This is a genomic window from Pseudomonas sp. 2hn, from assembly GCF_019646095.1.
In the GTDB taxonomy this organism is placed as follows: domain Bacteria; phylum Pseudomonadota; class Gammaproteobacteria; order Pseudomonadales; family Pseudomonadaceae; genus Aquipseudomonas; species Aquipseudomonas peradeniyensis.
In genome coordinates this window covers 1,319,434-1,336,569 of the sequence record NZ_CP081016.1, presented here as the reverse complement: position 1 = coordinate 1,336,569, position 17,136 = coordinate 1,319,434, and the positions used below count along the sequence as shown (strand labels likewise).

20 protein-coding genes are annotated in these 17,136 nt (G+C 64.9%); 8 read left to right on the top strand and 12 right to left on the bottom strand.

Annotated features, from left to right (window positions below; translation table 11 throughout):
* Positions 1–130: 130 nt before the first annotated feature.
* Positions 131–2,041: a potassium transporter Kup gene (locus K2O50_RS06240; protein WP_050704463.1), complete on the bottom strand. Its 1,911-nt coding sequence runs from the start codon at positions 2,039–2,041 to the stop codon at positions 131–133.
* Positions 2,042–2,277: 236 nt separating this feature from the next.
* On the opposite strand from K2O50_RS06240, the gene rimO reads away from it, so the two are divergent.
* The 5 genes from rimO (at position 2,278) to tsaA (ending at position 6,199) form a co-directional block, all read left to right on the top strand.
* Positions 2,278–3,609, top strand: coding sequence for a 30S ribosomal protein S12 methylthiotransferase RimO (gene rimO / locus K2O50_RS06235; protein ID WP_050704462.1), 1,332 nt, complete (start codon positions 2,278–2,280; stop codon positions 3,607–3,609).
* An 85-nt stretch (positions 3,610–3,694) separates the two neighbouring features.
* Complete coding sequence (locus tag K2O50_RS06230) at positions 3,695–4,153, top strand: GNAT family N-acetyltransferase (protein WP_050704461.1); 459 nt, start codon at positions 3,695–3,697, stop codon at positions 4,151–4,153.
* A gap of 121 nt (positions 4,154–4,274) precedes the next feature.
* Entirely contained in the window at positions 4,275–4,985 is a 711-nt protein-coding gene (locus K2O50_RS06225; RefSeq protein WP_050704460.1) for an rRNA pseudouridine synthase, read from the top strand.
* A gap of 50 nt (positions 4,986–5,035) precedes the next feature.
* The gene (locus K2O50_RS06220; RefSeq protein WP_050704459.1) at positions 5,036–5,497 is read left to right on the top strand and encodes a DUF1456 family protein; all 462 of its coding nucleotides are present in this window, start codon (positions 5,036–5,038) and stop codon (positions 5,495–5,497) included.
* Between the two features lie 6 nt (positions 5,498–5,503).
* The gene (gene tsaA, locus K2O50_RS06215) at positions 5,504–6,199 is read left to right on the top strand and encodes a tRNA (N6-threonylcarbamoyladenosine(37)-N6)-methyltransferase TrmO (RefSeq protein WP_050704458.1); all 696 of its coding nucleotides are present in this window, start codon (positions 5,504–5,506) and stop codon (positions 6,197–6,199) included.
* Between the two features lie 171 nt (positions 6,200–6,370).
* Here tsaA and fpr read toward each other — a convergent pair whose 3' ends face one another.
* Entirely contained in the window at positions 6,371–7,150 is a 780-nt protein-coding gene (gene fpr / locus K2O50_RS06210) for a ferredoxin-NADP reductase (protein WP_050704457.1), read from the bottom strand.
* Between the two features lie 120 nt (positions 7,151–7,270).
* Here fpr and finR point away from each other — a divergent pair, with 120 nt between their 5' ends.
* Positions 7,271–8,197, top strand: a complete 927-nt coding sequence (finR, locus tag K2O50_RS06205; RefSeq protein WP_050704456.1) for a LysR family transcriptional regulator FinR — start codon at positions 7,271–7,273, stop codon at positions 8,195–8,197.
* 4 nt (positions 8,198–8,201) lie between these two features.
* Here the strand turns inward: finR and K2O50_RS06200 are convergent, their stop codons facing one another.
* The 3 genes from K2O50_RS06200 to K2O50_RS06190 form a co-directional block, all read right to left on the bottom strand.
* On the bottom strand, positions 8,202–8,567 hold the full coding sequence (locus K2O50_RS06200) for a diacylglycerol kinase (protein ID WP_050704455.1): 366 nt from the start codon (positions 8,565–8,567) through the stop codon (positions 8,202–8,204).
* Between the two features lie 77 nt (positions 8,568–8,644).
* Positions 8,645–9,295, bottom strand: a complete 651-nt coding sequence (erdR, locus tag K2O50_RS06195) for a response regulator transcription factor ErdR (protein WP_028690610.1) — start codon at positions 9,293–9,295, stop codon at positions 8,645–8,647.
* Between the two features lie 257 nt (positions 9,296–9,552).
* The gene (locus K2O50_RS06190; RefSeq protein ID WP_050704454.1) at positions 9,553–10,263 is read right to left on the bottom strand and encodes a tRNA-uridine aminocarboxypropyltransferase; all 711 of its coding nucleotides are present in this window, start codon (positions 10,261–10,263) and stop codon (positions 9,553–9,555) included.
* 214 nt (positions 10,264–10,477) lie between these two features.
* Here K2O50_RS06190 and K2O50_RS06185 point away from each other — a divergent pair, with 214 nt between their 5' ends.
* Positions 10,478–10,897 carry a quorum-sensing-regulated virulence factor family protein gene (locus K2O50_RS06185; RefSeq protein WP_028690612.1) on the top strand — a complete coding sequence of 140 codons (420 nt, stop codon included), beginning with the start codon at positions 10,478–10,480 and terminating at the stop codon, positions 10,895–10,897.
* Between the two features lies 1 nt (position 10,898).
* On the opposite strand, the gene K2O50_RS06180 is transcribed toward K2O50_RS06185, so the two are convergent.
* Positions 10,899–11,105 carry a hypothetical protein gene (locus K2O50_RS06180; RefSeq protein ID WP_050704453.1) on the bottom strand — a complete coding sequence of 69 codons (207 nt, stop codon included), beginning with the start codon at positions 11,103–11,105 and terminating at the stop codon, positions 10,899–10,901.
* 304 nt (positions 11,106–11,409) lie between these two features.
* On the opposite strand from K2O50_RS06180, the gene K2O50_RS06175 reads away from it, so the two are divergent.
* Positions 11,410–12,528: an LOG family protein gene (locus K2O50_RS06175; RefSeq protein WP_050704452.1), complete on the top strand. Its 1,119-nt coding sequence runs from the start codon at positions 11,410–11,412 to the stop codon at positions 12,526–12,528.
* Positions 12,529–12,580: 52 nt separating this feature from the next.
* Here K2O50_RS06175 and recX read toward each other — a convergent pair whose 3' ends face one another.
* From recX to K2O50_RS06145, 6 genes are all read right to left on the bottom strand, one after another.
* Complete coding sequence (gene recX, locus K2O50_RS06170) at positions 12,581–13,051, bottom strand: recombination regulator RecX (RefSeq protein ID WP_028690615.1); 471 nt, start codon at positions 13,049–13,051, stop codon at positions 12,581–12,583.
* An 8-nt stretch (positions 13,052–13,059) separates the two neighbouring features.
* Positions 13,060–14,136 (bottom strand): recombinase RecA, encoded by a 1,077-nt coding sequence (gene recA / locus K2O50_RS06165; protein WP_028690616.1) that lies wholly within the window; start codon positions 14,134–14,136, stop codon positions 13,060–13,062.
* A gap of 104 nt (positions 14,137–14,240) precedes the next feature.
* A complete protein-coding gene (locus tag K2O50_RS06160) occupies positions 14,241–14,723 on the bottom strand; it encodes a CinA family protein (RefSeq protein ID WP_050704451.1) in 483 nt (160 codons plus the stop codon).
* Between the two features lie 59 nt (positions 14,724–14,782).
* Positions 14,783–15,280 (bottom strand): lysis system i-spanin subunit Rz, encoded by a 498-nt coding sequence (locus K2O50_RS06155; RefSeq protein ID WP_371263129.1) that lies wholly within the window; start codon positions 15,278–15,280, stop codon positions 14,783–14,785.
* Positions 15,277–15,828: a glycoside hydrolase family 19 protein gene (locus tag K2O50_RS06150; RefSeq protein ID WP_050704450.1), complete on the bottom strand. Its 552-nt coding sequence runs from the start codon at positions 15,826–15,828 to the stop codon at positions 15,277–15,279. The genes K2O50_RS06155 and K2O50_RS06150 overlap by 4 nt, the downstream gene beginning before the upstream one ends.
* Before the next feature lie 217 nt (positions 15,829–16,045).
* Positions 16,046–17,080, bottom strand: coding sequence for a phage late control D family protein (locus tag K2O50_RS06145; protein WP_050704449.1), 1,035 nt, complete (start codon positions 17,078–17,080; stop codon positions 16,046–16,048).
* Positions 17,081–17,136 lie beyond the last annotated feature (56 nt).

The window sequence follows — 17,136 nt, the reverse complement described above, 5'->3', positions numbered from 1 at the left end:
GGCAAGCCCGCTCCTACAGGCGACCCCACCCCCTGTAGGAGCGGCCTTGTGCCGCGAATGGGCTGCAAAGCAGCCCCGGCAATGGAGCAGTCATACCCCAAAAAATGCAATACCTTGAAAGGGCTGCCCCTCAGATCTCGACCTGCGTCCCCAGCTCGATCACCCGATTGAGCGGCAGGTTGAAGAACCGCAGGTTGCCGTTGGCGTTCTTCAACAGGAACGCGAACAGGTTCCCGCGCCAGCGCGACATGCCCTCGAGGCGTGAGGCAATCACCGTTTCCCGGCTGAGGAAATAGGTGGTGCGCATCGGGCTGAAGTCCAGCTCATCCAGGTGGCACAGCTTCAGCGCCGCCGGCACGTCCGGCTCGTCCATGAAGCCGAAGTGCAGCAGCACCCGGAAGAACCCGTCGCCATAGGCCTCCACCTCGAACCGCTCCTGCTCCGGCACCCGCGGCCGGTCTTCGCTGACCACCGTCAGCAGCACCACCTGGCTGTGCAGAACCTGGTTGTGCAGCATGTTGTGCAGCAGCGCATGGGGCACGGCATCGGGCCGGGCGGTGAGGAACACCGCGGTGCCCTCGACCCGGTGCGGCGGCTGCACGCGGATACTGCCGATGAACACCGGCAACGGCAACGCGCCCTCGTCGATACGGTCGACCAGGATCTGCTTGCCACGCTTCCAGGTGCTCATCAGCACGAACAGCACGATCCCCGCCAGCACCGGGAAGGCGCCGCCCTGGACGATCTTCGGCACGTTGGCGGCGAAGAACAGCCCGTCGACCAACAGGAAGCCCACCAGCAGCGGAACCGCCAGCACCGGTGGCCACTTCCACAGCAGCAGCATGACCGCCGAGACCAGGATGGTGGTCATCAGCATGGTGCCGGTCACCGCCACGCCATAGGCCGCAGCGAGGGCGCCGGACGACTCGAAGCCGATCACCAGCAGCACCACGCCGACCATCAGGGTCCAGTTCACCGCACCGATGTAGATCTGCCCCTGCTCGTCGCTGGAGGTGTGCTGGATCTGCATACGCGGCACGTAGCCCAGCTGGATGGCCTGGCGGGTCAGGGAGAAGGCCCCCGAAATCACCGCTTGGGAAGCGATCACCGTGGCCATGGTTGCCAGGCCGACCAGCGGCAGCAGCGCCCAGCTCGGCGCCAGCAGGTAGAAGGGGTTGCGCGCCGCCTCCGGGTTCTGCAGCAGGATCGCGCCCTGGCCGAAATAGTTGAGCACCAGCGCCGGCAGCACCAGGGCGAACCAGGCGCGGGCGATGGGCTTGCGGCCGAAGTGGCCCATGTCGGCGTACAGGGCCTCGGCGCCGGTCAGCGCCAGCACCACGGCGCCGAGAATGGCCACGCCCATGCCCGGATGAACGATGAAGAAATTCAGCGCCCAGGCCGGGTTGAAGGCCTTGAGCACTTCCGGGCTCTGCGAGATGCCGTGTACCCCCAGCGCCCCCAGAACCACGAACCAGGTGACCATGATCGGACCGAACAACTTGCCGATCTTCTCGGTACCGTGCTTCTGCACCAGGAACAGCGCCACCAGCACCACCAGCGAGATCGGCACCACCCAGTGGTCGATGCCTTCGAAGGCCAGGCCCATGCCCTCCACCGCCGAGAGCACCGACACCGCCGGGGTGATCATGCTGTCGCCGTAGAACAGCGAGGCACCGACCAGGCCACAGCCGACCATCAGTGCCCGCAGTTTCGGGTATTCAGCCGTGGCGCGCCGCGCCAGCGCGGTGAGCGCCATGGTCCCGCCCTCGCCCTGGTTGTCGGCGCGCAGGATGAACATCACATACTTGAACGATACCACCCAGAGCAGCGACCAGAGGATCAACGACAGGATGCCCAGCACTCCATCGTGATTGACCTGCACACCGTAACCACCGGTGAAGACCTCTTTGAGGGTATACAGCGGACTGGTGCCGATATCGCCATAGACCACCCCAACAGCTGCCACGAGCAGCCCCAGCGATTTCGCCGCCCCCTGCTTGCCCTCGTGCCCGCCTTCGGCGTGACTGCTTGCCTGAACCATCGACCACTCCCGCAGAAGGCCAACTAGACCGGTTGAATTCCTACCCGCGCCGGACCATCCCGGATGCCCCGGCGCAACGGCGCGAAGCATAGCGCAGCGTTCGTCGTATTTCTGCTGGTAAAGCGACCTTGTGCTCGCTAGAATTGCGCACTTTTTGATCAGAGGCGCCAAAAAGCGCCCGTCAAGATCGCCCGCGATTCCAGCCGGGCGAACTGCATTCAATACCGAGGTTAGTCATGTCCACCACGCCCGCCACCCCCAAGGTAGGTTTCGTAAGCCTGGGTTGCCCAAAAGCCCTGGTCGATTCCGAGCGCATCCTCACCCAACTGCGCATGGAAGGCTATGAAGTCGTGCCTACCTACGATGGCGCCGACGTAGTGGTGGTCAACACCTGCGGCTTCATCGACAGCGCCAAGGCCGAGTCGTTGGAAGTGATCGGCGAGGCGATCAAGGAGAACGGCAAGGTCATCGTCACCGGCTGCATGGGTGTCGAGGAAGGCAATATCCGCGATGTGCACCCGAGTGTGCTGTCGGTCAGCGGCCCCCAGCAGTACGAGCAGGTGGTCAACGCCGTGCACGAGGTGGTACCGCCGCGCCAGGATCACAACCCGCTGATCGACCTGGTGCCGCCACAAGGCATCAAGCTGACCCCGCGCCACTATGCCTACCTGAAGATTTCCGAAGGCTGCAACCACAGCTGCAGCTTCTGCATCATCCCGTCGATGCGCGGCAAGCTGGTCAGCCGTCCGGTCGGTGAAGTGCTGAGCGAGGCCGAGCGCCTGGTCAAGGCCGGCGTCAAGGAGATCCTGGTGATCTCCCAGGACACCAGCGCCTACGGCGTCGACGTCAAGTACAAGACCGACTTCTGGAACGGTCGCCCGGTCAAGACCCGCATGCTCGAGCTGTGCGAGGCCCTGAGCAGCCTGGGTGCCTGGGTGCGCCTGCACTATGTCTACCCGTACCCGAACGTCGACGACGTGATCCCGCTGATGGCCGCCGGCAAGATCCTGCCGTACCTGGACATCCCGTTCCAGCACGCCAGCCCCAAGGTGCTCAAGTCGATGAAGCGCCCGGCCTTCGAAGACCGCACCCTGGCGCGCATCAAGAGCTGGCGCGAGCAGTGCCCTGAGCTGGTGATCCGTTCGACCTTCATCGTCGGCTTCCCCGGCGAGACCGAAGAGGACTTCCAGTACCTGCTCGACTGGCTGACCGAAGCCCAGCTCGACCGCGTCGGCTGCTTCCAGTACTCGCCGGTCGAAGGCGCCCCGGCCAATGACCTGGGCCTGGATGAAGTGCCGGACGACGTCAAGCAGGAACGCTGGGACCGCTTCATGGCCCACCAGCAGGCGATCAGCGCCGCGCGCCTGCAACAGCGTATCGGCAAGGAGATCGAAGTGCTGATCGACGAGGTCGAGGAACAAGGCTCGGTCGGCCGCAGCTTCTTCGACGCGCCGGAAATCGACGGCAACGTGTTCATCGACGGCGACCACGGCTTCAAGCCAGGCGACAAGGTCCGTTGCCGTATCGTCGATGCCGACGAGTACGACATGTGGGCCGAGCCCGTCTGAGCGATGTTCGCCTGAAGATACCCCGCCCACTGGCGGGGTATTTTTTTGCATCTATGTTTTCCTCAATGGCCCCGAGGATCACAGGATGTCGCCCACCGTCACGCTGCAAACGCCCCACCTGAGCGACTACCCCGAACTGGTCCGGGTGTGGGAGGCGTCGGTGCGCGCTACCCACGACTTCCTGCCCGACGGCTACATCGTGCTGCTGCGCGAGCATGTGCTGCGCAAGTACCTCGATACGGTGATGCTGGTCTGCTGCAAGGACGCCAGGCGGCGCATCCTCGGTTTCGCCGGCGTGGCCAACGGCCGTGTCGACATGCTTTTCGTCGCGCCGGAGCACCGTGGCCAGGGTATCGGCCAGCGCCTGCTGCGGCACGCGGTAAGCGAGCTCAACGCCGAACGCCTGGATGTCAACGAGCAGAACCCCCAGGCCCTGGGCTTCTATCTGCACGAGGGTTTCGAGGTGTACGGGCGCTCTGAAACCGACGGCCTGGGGCAGCCCTATCCCCTGCTGCACATGAGGCTAGTTCGTACAACGTCCTAGGACATAAGCCAAGGAAACCAATACTCAGCTCCGAAATGGCGGAAATGACATCGATTTGCAGCCGCTGCCCCGCGCAGGCAGGTACAATGAAAGCTTTCCCTGCCGCGTGATGCCCGTGTCCATGTCCGAACCCATTCGTCTCTCCAAACGCCTCATCGAACAGCTTGGCTGCTCCCGCCGAGAGGCCGAACTGTACATCGAGGGAGGCTGGGTCACGGTCGACGGCGAGGTGGTCGAGCAGCCACAGTTCAAGGTCGCCGGGCAACGCGTCGAACTGCTCCCGGGTGCCCGCGCCGAAACGCTGGAGCCGGTGACCCTGCTACTCAACCAGCAGGCCGGGCAGGACACCGCCAGCGCCCAGGCGGGCATGAACATGGCCAGCCTCAGCGAAGCGCACCGCGAAGGCGTGCGCCCACTGCACGGGCATTTCGCCCGCCAGGCCTGTATCGCCCCGCTGCTGCCAGGTGCCAGTGGCCTGCAACTGTTCACCCAGGACTGGCGGGTGACCCGCAAGCTCGAGGCCGACCTGCGCCGCATGGAGCAGGAATATATCGTCCAGGTCAGCGGCGAGGCCAAGCCCGGCGCCATCGAGCGCCTGGCCCGCGGTGTCGAGCGCAAGGGCGTCGAACTGCCGAAAGCAAAGGCCAGCTGGCAGAACGAACAGAACCTGCGCATGGTCCTGAAGAACCCGCAGCCCGGGTTGATCGAACAACTGTGCGAGACCGCTGGCCTCAAGGTCCTGGCGATGCGCCGCATTCGCCTGGGTGGCGTGTCGATGGGCAAGCTGCCGCTGGGCCAGTGGCGCTATGTGGCCGCTACAGAACGCTTCTAGCATTACCGCCGCGCAATGACTGACGCGGCAACAGAACAGGATTCGCTGCAATGAACCACAACGATGTACTGCGCAGCCTGCGCTACATGCTCAAGGCCAACGACCAGAAGCTGGCCGAGATCATCAAGCTCTCGGGCCTGGAAGTTTCCGCCGAGGCCATCGCCGGCTACGTCAAGAAGGAAGAGGAACCCGGCTTCGTGCGCTGCCCGGAGAAGGTCATGGCGCACTTCCTCGACGGCCTGGTGATCCACCGTCGCGGTCGCGACGACAGCCGCCCAGCGCAGCCGATCGAAGTGCCGGTGACCAACAACACCGTGCTCAAGAAGCTGCGGGTGGCCTTCGAACTGAAGGAAGACGACCTGCACGCGGTGCTCAATTCGGTCAACTTCCCGGTGTCCAAGCCCGAACTGAGCGCGCTCTTCCGCAAGGTCGGCCACGACAACTACCGCCCCTGCGGCGACCAGTTGCTGCGCAACTTCCTCAAGGGCCTGACCCTGCGCGTGCGCGGCTGAGCCGTGATGCAGCATACCGTCTCGCCGGTCGGCATCGTCCGCTCCTGCTTCAAGGAGAAGTTCGCCATCCCGCGCCAGCCCCAGCTGGCGCCGGCCGCCCGTGGCGTGCTGGAGCTGCTGCCGCCCTTTGACCAGGGCGATGCCGTTGAAGGGCTGGAGCAGGTCAGCCATGTGTGGCTGCTGTTCCTGTTCCATCAGGCACTGGAAGACAAGCCACGCCTGAAGGTGCGGCCACCGCGCCTGGGCGGCAACAAGAGCATGGGGGTGTTCGCCACCCGGGCCACCCACCGGCCCAATGGCATCGGCCAGTCGGTGGTGCGCCTGGAAGGCGTCGAACCGGGGCGTCTGCTGCTGTCGGGGATCGACTTGCTGGACGGCACCCCGGTGCTGGATATCAAGCCTTACGTGCCCTATGCCGACAGCATTGTCGGCGCGAGCAACCTGATGGCCAATGATGCACCAGAGCCGATTGCCGTCGACTGGAGCGAAAGCGCCCTGCACCAGGCCCGCGATCATGCACTGCGCCTGGATCAGCCACTGGTGGAGCTGATCGAACAGTGTCTTGCGCAGGACCCGCGGCCTGCCTACCAGATACCGCCTGCGGAGCGGGTCTACGGGGTTAAATTTTGGGATGTGCAGGTCAGGTGGCACTACCCGCACCCGGATCGGATCCGGGTGCTGGAAGTGGTGCGGGAAAGCTGAAGCTCTTTCGTTTTCAAGCCCGGCCCTTTCGCGGGTAAACCCGCTCCCACAGGTTGCGCAAACTCTGTGGGAGCGGGTTTACCCGCGAAGAGGCCGGCACTGGCAACCGCGATCTTGCAGGCATAAAAAAACGCAGACCCAGGTCTGCGTTTTTCATTAGCGCGGCTCGCCTTACTTCTCGACGAACGCACGCTCGATCAGGTAATCACCCGGCTCACGCATGCGCGCGGAGATCTTCAGGCCGAAGCTGTCCAGCACTTCGCTGGTTTCGTCGAGCATGCTCGGGCTGCCGCAGATCATAGCGCGGTCGTCCTGCGGGTTGATCGGTGGCAGGCCAATGTCGGTGAACAGCTTGCCGCTGCGCATCAGGTCGGTCAGGCGACCCTGGTTCTCGAACGGCTCGCGAGTCACGGTCGGGTAGTAGATAAGCTTGTCGCGCACCGCGTCACCGAAGAACTCGTTCTGCGGCAGGTGCTCGGTGATGAACTCACGGTAGGCCACTTCGTTGACGTAGCGCACGCCGTGGACCAGGATCACCTTTTCGAAGCGCTCGTAGGTCTCCGGGTCCTGGATGACGCTCATGAACGGCGCCAGGCCAGTGCCGGTGCTCAGCAGGTAGAGGTGCTTGCCCGGGTTCAGGTCATCGAGCACCAGGGTACCGGTAGGCTTCTTGCTGATGATGATCTCGTCGCCTTCCTTCAGGTGCTGCAGCTGCGAGGTCAGCGGGCCGTCCGGCACCTTGATGCTGAAGAACTCAAGATGCTCTTCCCAGTTCGGCGAGGCGATGGAGTAGGCGCGCATGAGCGGACGGCCGCTGTCCTGCTGCAGGCCGATCATCACGAACTGACCGTTCTCGAAGCGCAGGCCCGGGTCACGGGTGCACTTGAAGCTGAACAGGGTGTCGTTCCAGTGGTGCACACTGAGGACACGTTCGTGGTTCATGTTGCTCATCGATGGGGCTCCTGAAGGAAAACGCGGCGCGCGCAAGACGCGCAGTTGCGCGATAGTTTAGGGGCAGCGACAATATCTGTTAACTGAATTATCAAGATATGTGTTATCGGTTATATAGATATGCGATTCACACTCCGTCAGCTCCAGGTTTTCGTCGCCGTCGCCCAGCACCAGAGCGTGTCCCGGGCCGCCGGCGTGCTGGCCTTGTCGCAATCGGCCGCCAGTACCTCGATCACCGAACTGGAGCGCCAGTCCAGCTGCCAGCTGTTCGACCGCGCCGGCAAGCGCCTGAGCCTCAATGCCCTGGGCCATCAACTGCTGCCCCAGGCCGTGGCCCTGCTCGACCAGGCCAAGGAGATCGAGGACCTGCTCAACGGCAAGTCGGGGTTCGGCTCGCTGGCCGTCGGCGCCACGCTGACCATCGGTAACTACCTGGCCACCCTGCTGATCGGCAGCTTCATGCAGGTGCACCCGGAGAGCCAGGTCAAGCTGCACGTGCAGAACACCGCGCATATCGTGCAACAGGTCGCCCACTATGAAATTGACCTGGGTCTAATCGAAGGTGACTGCAACCACCCCGATCTCGAGGTTCAGCCCTGGGTGGAGGATGAACTGGTGGTGTTCTGCGCGCCCCAGCATCCCCTGGCGAAGGCCGGCCATGCCAGTATCGAGCAGTTGTCCCATGAAGCCTGGATCCTTCGCGAGCAGGGCTCGGGCACGCGCCTGACCTTCGACCAGGCCATGCGCCATCACCGCGCCAACCTCAACATCCGCCTGGAACTGGAACATACCGAGGCGATCAAGCGCGCCGTGGAGTCGGGCCTTGGCATCGGCTGCATCTCGCGCCTGGCCCTGCGCGACGCCTTCCGCCGCGGCAGCCTGGTGCCGGTGGAAACCCCGACCCTGGACCTGGCGCGGCAGTTCTACTTCATCTGGCACAAGCAGAAGTACCAGACCTCGGCCATGCGCGAGTTCCTCGAGCTGTGCCGCAGCTTCACCGCCGGCGTTCGGCGCAGTGACGAGATCGTGCTGCCACCGATCGCCTGAAGGCTCAACCGAGCAGGATCACGCCCCAGACCACCGCGACCATGCTCATGGCCACCAACTGCGCGGCGCTGCCCATGTCCTTGGCGTTCTTCGACAGCGGGTGGCGATCGAGGGAGATGCGGTCGATGGCCGCCTCCACCGCCGAATTGAGCAATTCGACGATCAGCCCCAGCAGGCACACGGCAATGAGGATTGCCCGTTCACCGCGGCTGACCGGCAGCCAGAAGGCCAGCGGCACCAGCACCACGTTGAGCAGCACCAGTTGACGGAAAGCGGCCTCGCCCTTGAAGGCGGTGCGCAGGCCGTCCAGCGAGTAGCCGGCGGCGTTGACGATACGTTTGAGGCCGGTCTGGCCTTTGAATGGCGACATGTGTGTCCGTCACTTCACCGGAGAAAGGCCCGCAGGCTAGTCCAGCCTGAGTCAAAAAAGCGTGAATGCACGGGTACTTAGCTGGCCGAAACCGATTCAAGTTGTTGCAGCAGCAACGCCGCCTGGGTCCGCGTGCGCACCCCCAGCTTGCGGAAGATCGCCGTCACGTGGGCCTTGATGGTCGCCTCGGAAACGTTCAGCTCATAGGCGATCTGCTTGTTCAGCAGCCCTTCGCAGACCATGGTCAGCACGCGGAACTGCTGCGGGGTGAGGCTGGCCAGGCCTTCGCTGGCGGCCTTGGCCTCGGCCGACACATCAACCTTGTCGAATGCCTGCGGCGGCCACCAGACATCGCCATCGAGCACGTTGCGCACAGCTTCCTGGATCTTGCTGAGCTCGCTGGACTTGGGAATGAAGCCGCTGGCGCCGAATTCGCGGGACTTGACCACGACGGCTGCCTCTTCCTGGGCCGAGACCATCACCACCGGGATCTGCGGGTACTGGCCGCGCAGCAGGACCAGGCCGGAGAAGCCATAGGCGCCGGGCATGTTCAGGTCCAGCAGGACCAGGTCCCAGTCGGCTTTCTCGGTGAGGCTGGTTTCCAGTTCGGCGATGCTCGCCACCTCGACCAGGCGCACGTCCGGGCCCAAGCCGAGGGTAACGGCCTGGCGCAGTGCGCTGCGAAACAGCGGGTGGTCATCGGCAATCAGGATTTCGTATGTGGCCATCGATCTATGGATCCTGTTCTGTGCCAGGCGCAGGGGATACGGGAGACGCCTGGCGGGCAACTCATGGCGCGAACGGCAGGGCCGCCGGCCGGGATGGCACGGCGAAGTCCGGGGTAACAGCAGCTTCGTCGTGCCCGAAGCGGCGCCAAGGATGCCGAGCACGCCCCGGGTGGTCAAGCCAATTGCCCGGTCGAACCCGCCTACCCTGGCTGCCAGCCCCGACAGTATGAACCAATCCGTGGCGCCTGCCCCTTGGACTATAGGAAGGTATGCAAACGCTGGTGGACCTCGTCCTGCTCGTCCAGCGGCAGGCGCCGCTTGCCGCTCAAGTAGTGCAGGCTGAAGACGTCCAGGTAGGCGTCCAGGGCCTGCGAGGCCTGGCCGTCGCCGGCCAGCTCCAGGCACATGGCGGCGACTTCGGCGGTGCAGAAGTGATCGTCGCGCTTGGAACGGCGCAGGCGGTAGCGCGACATCTGCTCGGGTTGCAGGCTCAGCACCGGGAAACGGTCGAGGTAAGGGCTCTTGCGGAACATCTTGCGCGCCTCGGTCCAGGTGGCGTCGAGCAGGATGAACAACGGGCGCTTGCCCGGCTCGCGCGCAACTTCGCTGACCACGCGCTCTTCCTTGACGAACTCGCCTGGGAACACGATGTAAGGCTGCCAGCGGGGGTCGTCCAGCAGCGCCAGCAGCCCCTCGTCCACCGACGTGCGCAGCCAGCCGAAGGCCGAGGTGTCCTCGATCACGTCGGCGATCAGCCAGCCGGTGTTGGTCGGCTTCAATGGCTCGGTGTCATGCATCAGCAGGCACATGCCGGACTCGGCCGGCACCCGGGGTTTCCAGGCGCACAGGCAGTGCGTGGCGATTACCCGGCAATCCGGGCAGCGCTCGGCGCGCGAGCCTCTGGCGACAAAGGGTTTGATGCTGCGCGCCAGGCGTTCGGCGCGCAGGCGCGCTACCGCGTGGCTCATGGCAGCAGGTCTTGGCAGGGAAGTGGGAGGGGCACGGCGACGACTCGATGAAAACAAGGCGCCCAGTCTACCAGAGCTCATGTCATTTGCCGTGCAGCCAGCGGCGCCACTCCTTTATAATCGCAGGTTCTGGCGGCCTGGAAACCCTGCGCTTTCATGGAACGCCGCCCGCCGGCGCTGGTCAAAGCGCCAGTCATCGAACCAGGAGAGATCCATGCTGCGTCTTATCGTCCCGACCCTGAGCCTGCTGCTCGCCCTGCCCCTGGCCGCCCAAGCTGCGTCCAAGCAGGAGTACGAGCTGAACCAGATGCTGCAGAAGGTCGCCAAGGAAAGCAGCGTCGGCACCCCGCGGGCCATCAACGAGGACATCCTCGACCAGGGCTACACCGTCGAAGGCAAGGCACTGGTCAACCACCTGAGCGTACGCCAGGAGCACGCCCAGCGCATGCAGGCCAATCCCGCGCAGGTTCGCAGCCAGCTGGGTGACAGCGTGTGCCGCAACAACGGCTACCGCCAGCTGATGTCCAAGGGCGCCGTGATGGTCTATCGCTTCACTGTCTACAAGACCAACCAGCCGGTCATGGACCAAGCCTTCGACGCCGCCAGCTGTGCGGCCGGCAACAAGAAGAAGTGATTCAGGCCAACTGATCGCTGTTTCTGGCGCGCCGCTGCTCATCATCGGCGCGCAATTCGGCCAGCAGGGCCTGCAGATAACGCGAATGCGCCTCGGCTCCCTGCAGCCGGCGCAGGCACTCCCCCTCAAGGCTCAGGTGATGAGCCTTGGCCTCGTACTCGAGCAACTGCAACAGTTGCCCATCCACCTCGATCACCAGCCGGTGCATACCGCCACCTCGCTGTATCGCCCTACTGCCCCCCAGTTAACCAAAGTCCCGCCAGCACTGGTTTTCGCCTGACCGGCGGTAGTGCGCGCCTGTGGCGGCACGAAGCCGCGCCAGCGTCTAGATTGATAACGAGTACCCATAACAACGACAACGCGATGGAATTGCCACTGCAACATGGCCTTGAAGGCCTACTGCAACGCTCGGGGGGCACACTCGAGCCACAGCAGCCAGCGACACACGCAGTGTCGCGGCCGGGACACGCCATCGACCCGGTCAGAGGTTTTGCTGCAGAAGGAGACGTTGAATGCCTTACCAATCGAACGAGCTGCTGTTCAACCATTTCAGGGACAACGGCATCGACCTGAGCAAGATCGACGAGCAACTGCAACTGGTCGCGCCGAACAGTCCCAACCTGCCGCTGTACCGCGACATGCTGCTGACCGTGCTGCGCATGGCCCACGACGACCGCAACCGCTGGAACGCCAAGATCACCCTGCAGGCCCTGCGCGAGCTCGACCACTCCTTCCGCACCCTCGAGCGCTACAAGGGGAGACGCAAGGTCACCGTGTTTGGCTCGGCACGCACACCAATGGAACACCCCATGTACGCGCTTGCCCGGGAGTTGGGCGCAACGCTGGCGCGTTCGGACTTGATGGTCATCACCGGCGCCGGTGGCGGCATCATGGCCGCCGCCCATGAAGGAGCCGGCACCGACCACAGCCTGGGCTTCAACATCACCTTGCCGTTCGAACAGCACGCCAATGCCACGGTCAATGGCACCGACAAGCTGCTGCCGTTCCATTTCTTCTTCATCCGCAAGCTGTTCTTCGTCAAAGAAGCCGACGCGCTGGTGCTCTGCCCCGGCGGTTTCGGCACCCTCGACGAGGCGCTGGAGGTACTGACGCTGATCCAGACCGGCAAGAGCCCGTTGGTGCCGGTGGTGCTGCTCGACTCGCCCGGCGGCAGTTTCTGGCAGGACGCCCTGACCTTCATCAGCCGCCAGCTCGAAGAGAACCGCTACATCCTGCCCAGCGACCTCAAGCTGGTACGCCTGGTGCACAGCGCCGACGAGGCGGTCGAGGAGATCAACCAGTTCTACAGCAACTACCACTCCAGCCGCTGGCTGAAGAGCCAGTTCGTGATCCGCATGCACCACCCCTTGAGCGAGGCGGCCCTGCATGATGTGGAGGAAGGCTTCGCCGACCTGCGCCTGAGCGGCAGGTACCACCAGCAGCCAGACAGCGGCGCCGAGCACGAGGAAGGCAATTTCAGTCACCTGACGCGCCTGACCTTCGCCTTCAACGGCCGCGACCAGGGCCGCTTGCGCGAACTGGTGGACTTCATCAACCTGCCGGAGAACTGGGCCAAACCCCAGCCGATGCACACCACCCAGCGCGCCCGGGAAGCCTTGCGGGTCAGCTGAACGCAAAATGCCCTGTACGGCTGACACGCATGGGCGTCAGCCGTACAGGGCATCAATAATCGTCGAGGTCGCGACCGCTGAGCAGCCGGCCGATCATGTCCATGGGGAAACCACGGTAGGCGAGAAAGCGCGTCTGTTGCGCCCGGCTGCGTGGGTCTTGCGGGCGTTGCCCGGCGAACTTGCGCTGCCAGACATCGCGCAATTGCGTCGCCCAGTCCACTTCGCTGTCGCGCAGGGCCTGGTCGATATCGCCACGGTTCAAGCCGCGCTGGCCGAGCTCCTCGCGAATTCGCGCGGGGCCGTAGCCGGCACTGGACCGGTAGCGGATGAAGCTTTCCAGATAGCGGGCTTCACTAAGCAGCCCTTCTTCGGCCAGCCGATCGAGCGCAGGCTCGATCAGCTCGTCCGGTGCGCCACGCTGACGCAGCTTGCGCGTCAGCTCGACGCGACCATGCTCGCGGCGTGCGAGCAGGTCCATGGCTGTCCGCCGAACGGCGACGGGGGTGTCGAGTACGACGGACATTGGGCCAATCAATAACCGGCGTCGGCGTCAGCCAGGTCGTCGGCATCGGCTTCGGCTGCACCGGCCTTGGCGGCAGCTGCTGCAGCGGCGGCGGCACCAGCGGTCAGCAGCTTGTCGCGAATCTGCTTCTCGATCTCGCTGCCAATGGCCGGGTTCTCTTGCAGGTACTTGGCGGCGTTGGCCTTGCCCTGACCGATCTTGTTGCCCTGGTAGCTGTACCAGGCACCGGATTTTTCCACCAGGCCTTGGGACACACCCAGGTCGATGATCTCGCCGTTACGGTAGATGCCCTTGCCGTAGAGGATCTGGAACTCGGCCTGACGGAACGGTGGCGAAACCTTGTTCTTGACGATCTTGACGCGGGTTTCGCTACCAACCACTTCGTCGCCTTCCTTGACCGCGCCGGTACGGCGGATGTCCAGGCGCACCGAGGCGTAGAACTTCAGGGCGTTACCACCGGTGGTGGTTTCCGGGCTGCCGAACATCACGCCGATCTTCATGCGGATCTGGTTGATGAAGATGACCAGGCAGTTGGCGTTCTTGATGTTACCGGTGATCTTGCGCAGGGCCTGGGACATCAGGCGGGCCTGCAGGCCGACGTGCATGTCGCCCATCTCGCCTTCGATCTCGGCCTTCGGTACCAGGGCGGCCACGGAGTCGACGATGATCACGTCGACGGCGTTGGAGCGCACCAGCATGTCGGTGATTTCCAGGGCCTGCTCGCCGGTGTCCGGCTGCGAGACCAGCAGGTCGTCGACGTTGACGCCCAGCTTGCCGGCGTATTCAGGGTCGAGGGCGTGCTCGGCGTCGACGAAGGCGCAGGTGGCGCCGTTCTTCTGGGCTTCGGCGATGACCGACAGGGTCAGCGTGGTTTTACCCGAGGATTCCGGGCCGTAGATCTCGACGATACGGCCTTTCGGCAGGCCGCCGATGCCCAGGGCGATGTCCAGGCCCAGGGAACCGGTGGAAATGGCAGGGATGGCCTGGCGCTCGTGGTCGCCCATGCGCATGACCGCGCCCTTGCCGAATTGGCGTTCGATTTGACCCAGGGCCGCAGCCAAGGCGCGCTTCTTGTTGTCGTCCATTGAAATCCTCACGTGTTCGACGTGGCCCTGACGGCCGGAATAACTGTATAAGTAGCCAGTATTATTCCACAGCGATTCGTTTCCGCAAACCCCCGTCGGGCGATTTACTCCGCGCCAAGCTGTAACAAGCCGTCTAACGCGGCGATCACCGTCTGTCGGCGCACCGCTTCGCGGTCGCCGTCGAAGTGCCGGCGCTCGCTGCTCACGTGGGTTCCGTCGGCCCAGGCCAGCCACACCGTGCCCACCGGCTTGGCCGGCGAACCGCCGTCTGGCCCGGCCACGCCACTGACCGCCACCGCGAAGCGTGCTCCGCTGGCGGCCTGGGCGCCCCGCACCATGGCCTCGACCACTTCCTGGCTGACCGCCCCCACCTGGGCGAACAACGCCTCGGGAACGCCCAACTGGCGGGTTTTCTGGGCATTGGAATAGGTGACGTAGCCTGCCTCGAACCAGGCCGAGCTGCCGGGGATGCGGGTGATCGCCTCGGCGATGCCACCGCCGGTGCAGGACTCGGCGGTGGTCACCTGGGCGTTGAAGCGCCGCAGGTGTTCACCCAGGCGGGTGGAGAGTACGGTGATCGGGTCCATGGCTAGCTCCTGGCAAGACTGCGCCCTACCCTACCACTCCCGCCCCTGCTGGCAAGCGCTCAGGGCGACAGCGCGCGGATATAGGCCTGGCACGCCCGCAAGGCGATCAGTCCACGGTCGCCGTCGTCGGTGATGGCGACAATTCGTCGAGCATGCGCCGGGTCAAGTCGGGCGCGTACGGGACCATGATCCACGCCGCCGGCGCCGGCGGCGGCAGGCACTGGGGCACAGGCGGTGTCGCGCTCGACCAGGACCGACAGGCGCAGATCGGCAGTAGCAAGGCGGTCACGCAGGCGAGCCTGAGTCTGTTGGGCATCGGTCAGCTCCTGGAAATGCTTCGTTTCACTGTCGTGCAGGCGTTGTTCGAGGCCCTGGCGCTGCTCGCGTTCGGCGAGCAGCAGGCCGTGCAGCGCCTCGGCCTGCTCCAGGCGCTGCTGCACCAGCGCCTGTTCCTGCTCGGCCAGCTGACGCCCGAGGCGCCACCCCTGCAGCTGCCAGGCCAGCGCCGCGGACAACGCCATCAGCCCAAGGCACAGCGCCAGTTGCAGGCGGTTCAGCACAGCACCTCCCGCGCCCGCGCCCAAAGTTCGAGGCGCTCCGACAAGCCGTTCAGGCCGCCATTGATATGCCGGGTGATGCGGTTGAACTCGCCCTGGTCGGCCAAGGCGTTGAGTCCGCGCGAGTGCCAGAACCAGGCCGCCGATTCGCAGGCCCAGCGCGGCTGTTCGAGCATCTGCGGTTGCGCCAGCAGGCGTTCGTCGCCGAACAGCGCACGGCTGCAGGCCTGGTAGTTGTTGCGTCCGGTCACCTGGATCAGGCCACGGCCGCAATAGCGCTGGCCGTCACCGTCGGCTTCGGGGGTGTTGCCCAGGCGCAGGGCCAGGCTGCCGGTGTCATAACGAGCCAGGTAGCGGTCGTTGCCCAGCTCCTTGACGTAACGCAGTTGGCCGGACTCATGGCCGACCTGGGCCAGGAACGCGGCAATACGCTTGGGGTGGTCGATCTCCCAGTTGGCCATGGCCGTGTTCAGCGCCGGCAGGAAGGCGGCGACGCGTTGGCCGGCGAGCGGGTAGATCTGCTTGAGTTGCTGTTCAGTGAGCGGCATCGGTGCATTCTCCATTGCGGTCTGATCGAAAGGCGGCCGGTGCCGCCTGTGGCTCGCTCATGGGCGATGGCTCGAAGCGCTTGGCTTTCACAGGATTCAAGGTGTGGCGACCGCCGCACCTGATCTGGAGCTCGGAAACAGGGTGATGCGGCCGGCTGACAGCGACTATAGGGAGCGCCACCGTCGGCAGGCATCGGGAAACCCTCACCGCCCTGTCTCAGGCCTTGAGCGAACCCGCCCGCCGAGGCGCGGAACCCTTGGCCTTGGCCTTGCCCTGGCGGCCGCCGTTGCACTGCACGGTGGTGCGCCAGCCGTTGCTGGTGAACACCTGCTCGACCGACTCGATCAGGTAGTGCCCATCCAACCCGGCCAGAAAGCCCTGGACATCGATGGCGCGCTCGGCGAACAGGTCGGTACGCCCGGGCATGTCCAGGCGCACGCTGGCGGTGTCGCGGTTGAAGCTGGCCAGGCGGGCGCGGGCGGCCTGTTCCGCCGCCGCACGGTTGGGGTACAGGTGGCGGTCGGTGTAGACCGGCTGCAGGCCGGCCGGAGCATCGCCATTGACCAGTTCCACCGCCTGCAGGCGCCCGCTGGCGCTGTCCTGGTGGCGGGCCCTGACGGCCTTGTGGGTACTCTTGTCAGCCAGGCGAAACTGCCACTGGCTGACGTCGCTGCGGGCAATGCCGATCACCCCCAGGGGCTTGCCGCTGGCGCTCTGGCCACCCTGGCGCGGCAGCACCAGCAACTGGCCGTTGGCGAGTTTGGCGGTGCAGTCGTGCAGGCGCGCCAGGCGGGTGATGAAGTTGAAGTCCGACTCGCTGTACTGGTCGACCCTCGGCACCTGCACGGCCACCGGGCACACCGCCTGCCAGCCATTGCGGGCACCGATCTCGGCGACGATGCGCTGCAGCGTCGCGTTCTCCCAGCTGCCGCTGCGGATGGTCTTGCCGCTGCCGCGCAGGTCGCTGGCCTTGCCGCGGATCACCAGGGTGTCCGGCGGGCCGGATAGCTCGACCTCGTCCACCGTGTAACGGCCAAGGCGGCTCAACGGCTGCCCGGCGTAACCCAGGTGCACCTCGAGCACTGCGCCCCTGGCTGGCAAGGCCAGGGCGCCGTCGCGGGCATCGAGGCGCAGCTCAAACTCGTCGGATTCCAGGCCAGGTTTATCAGTGGTGCGTAACAGCAACAGGCGGTCGTTAAGCAGCGTGGTGATGTCATGGCCGTCCGCGATGATGCGAAATTGAGGTTGCATGGTTGGGGCTCCGCTGTGTTGATGTAGCGAGGACGGCGTGGGAACGGGCTTGCCCC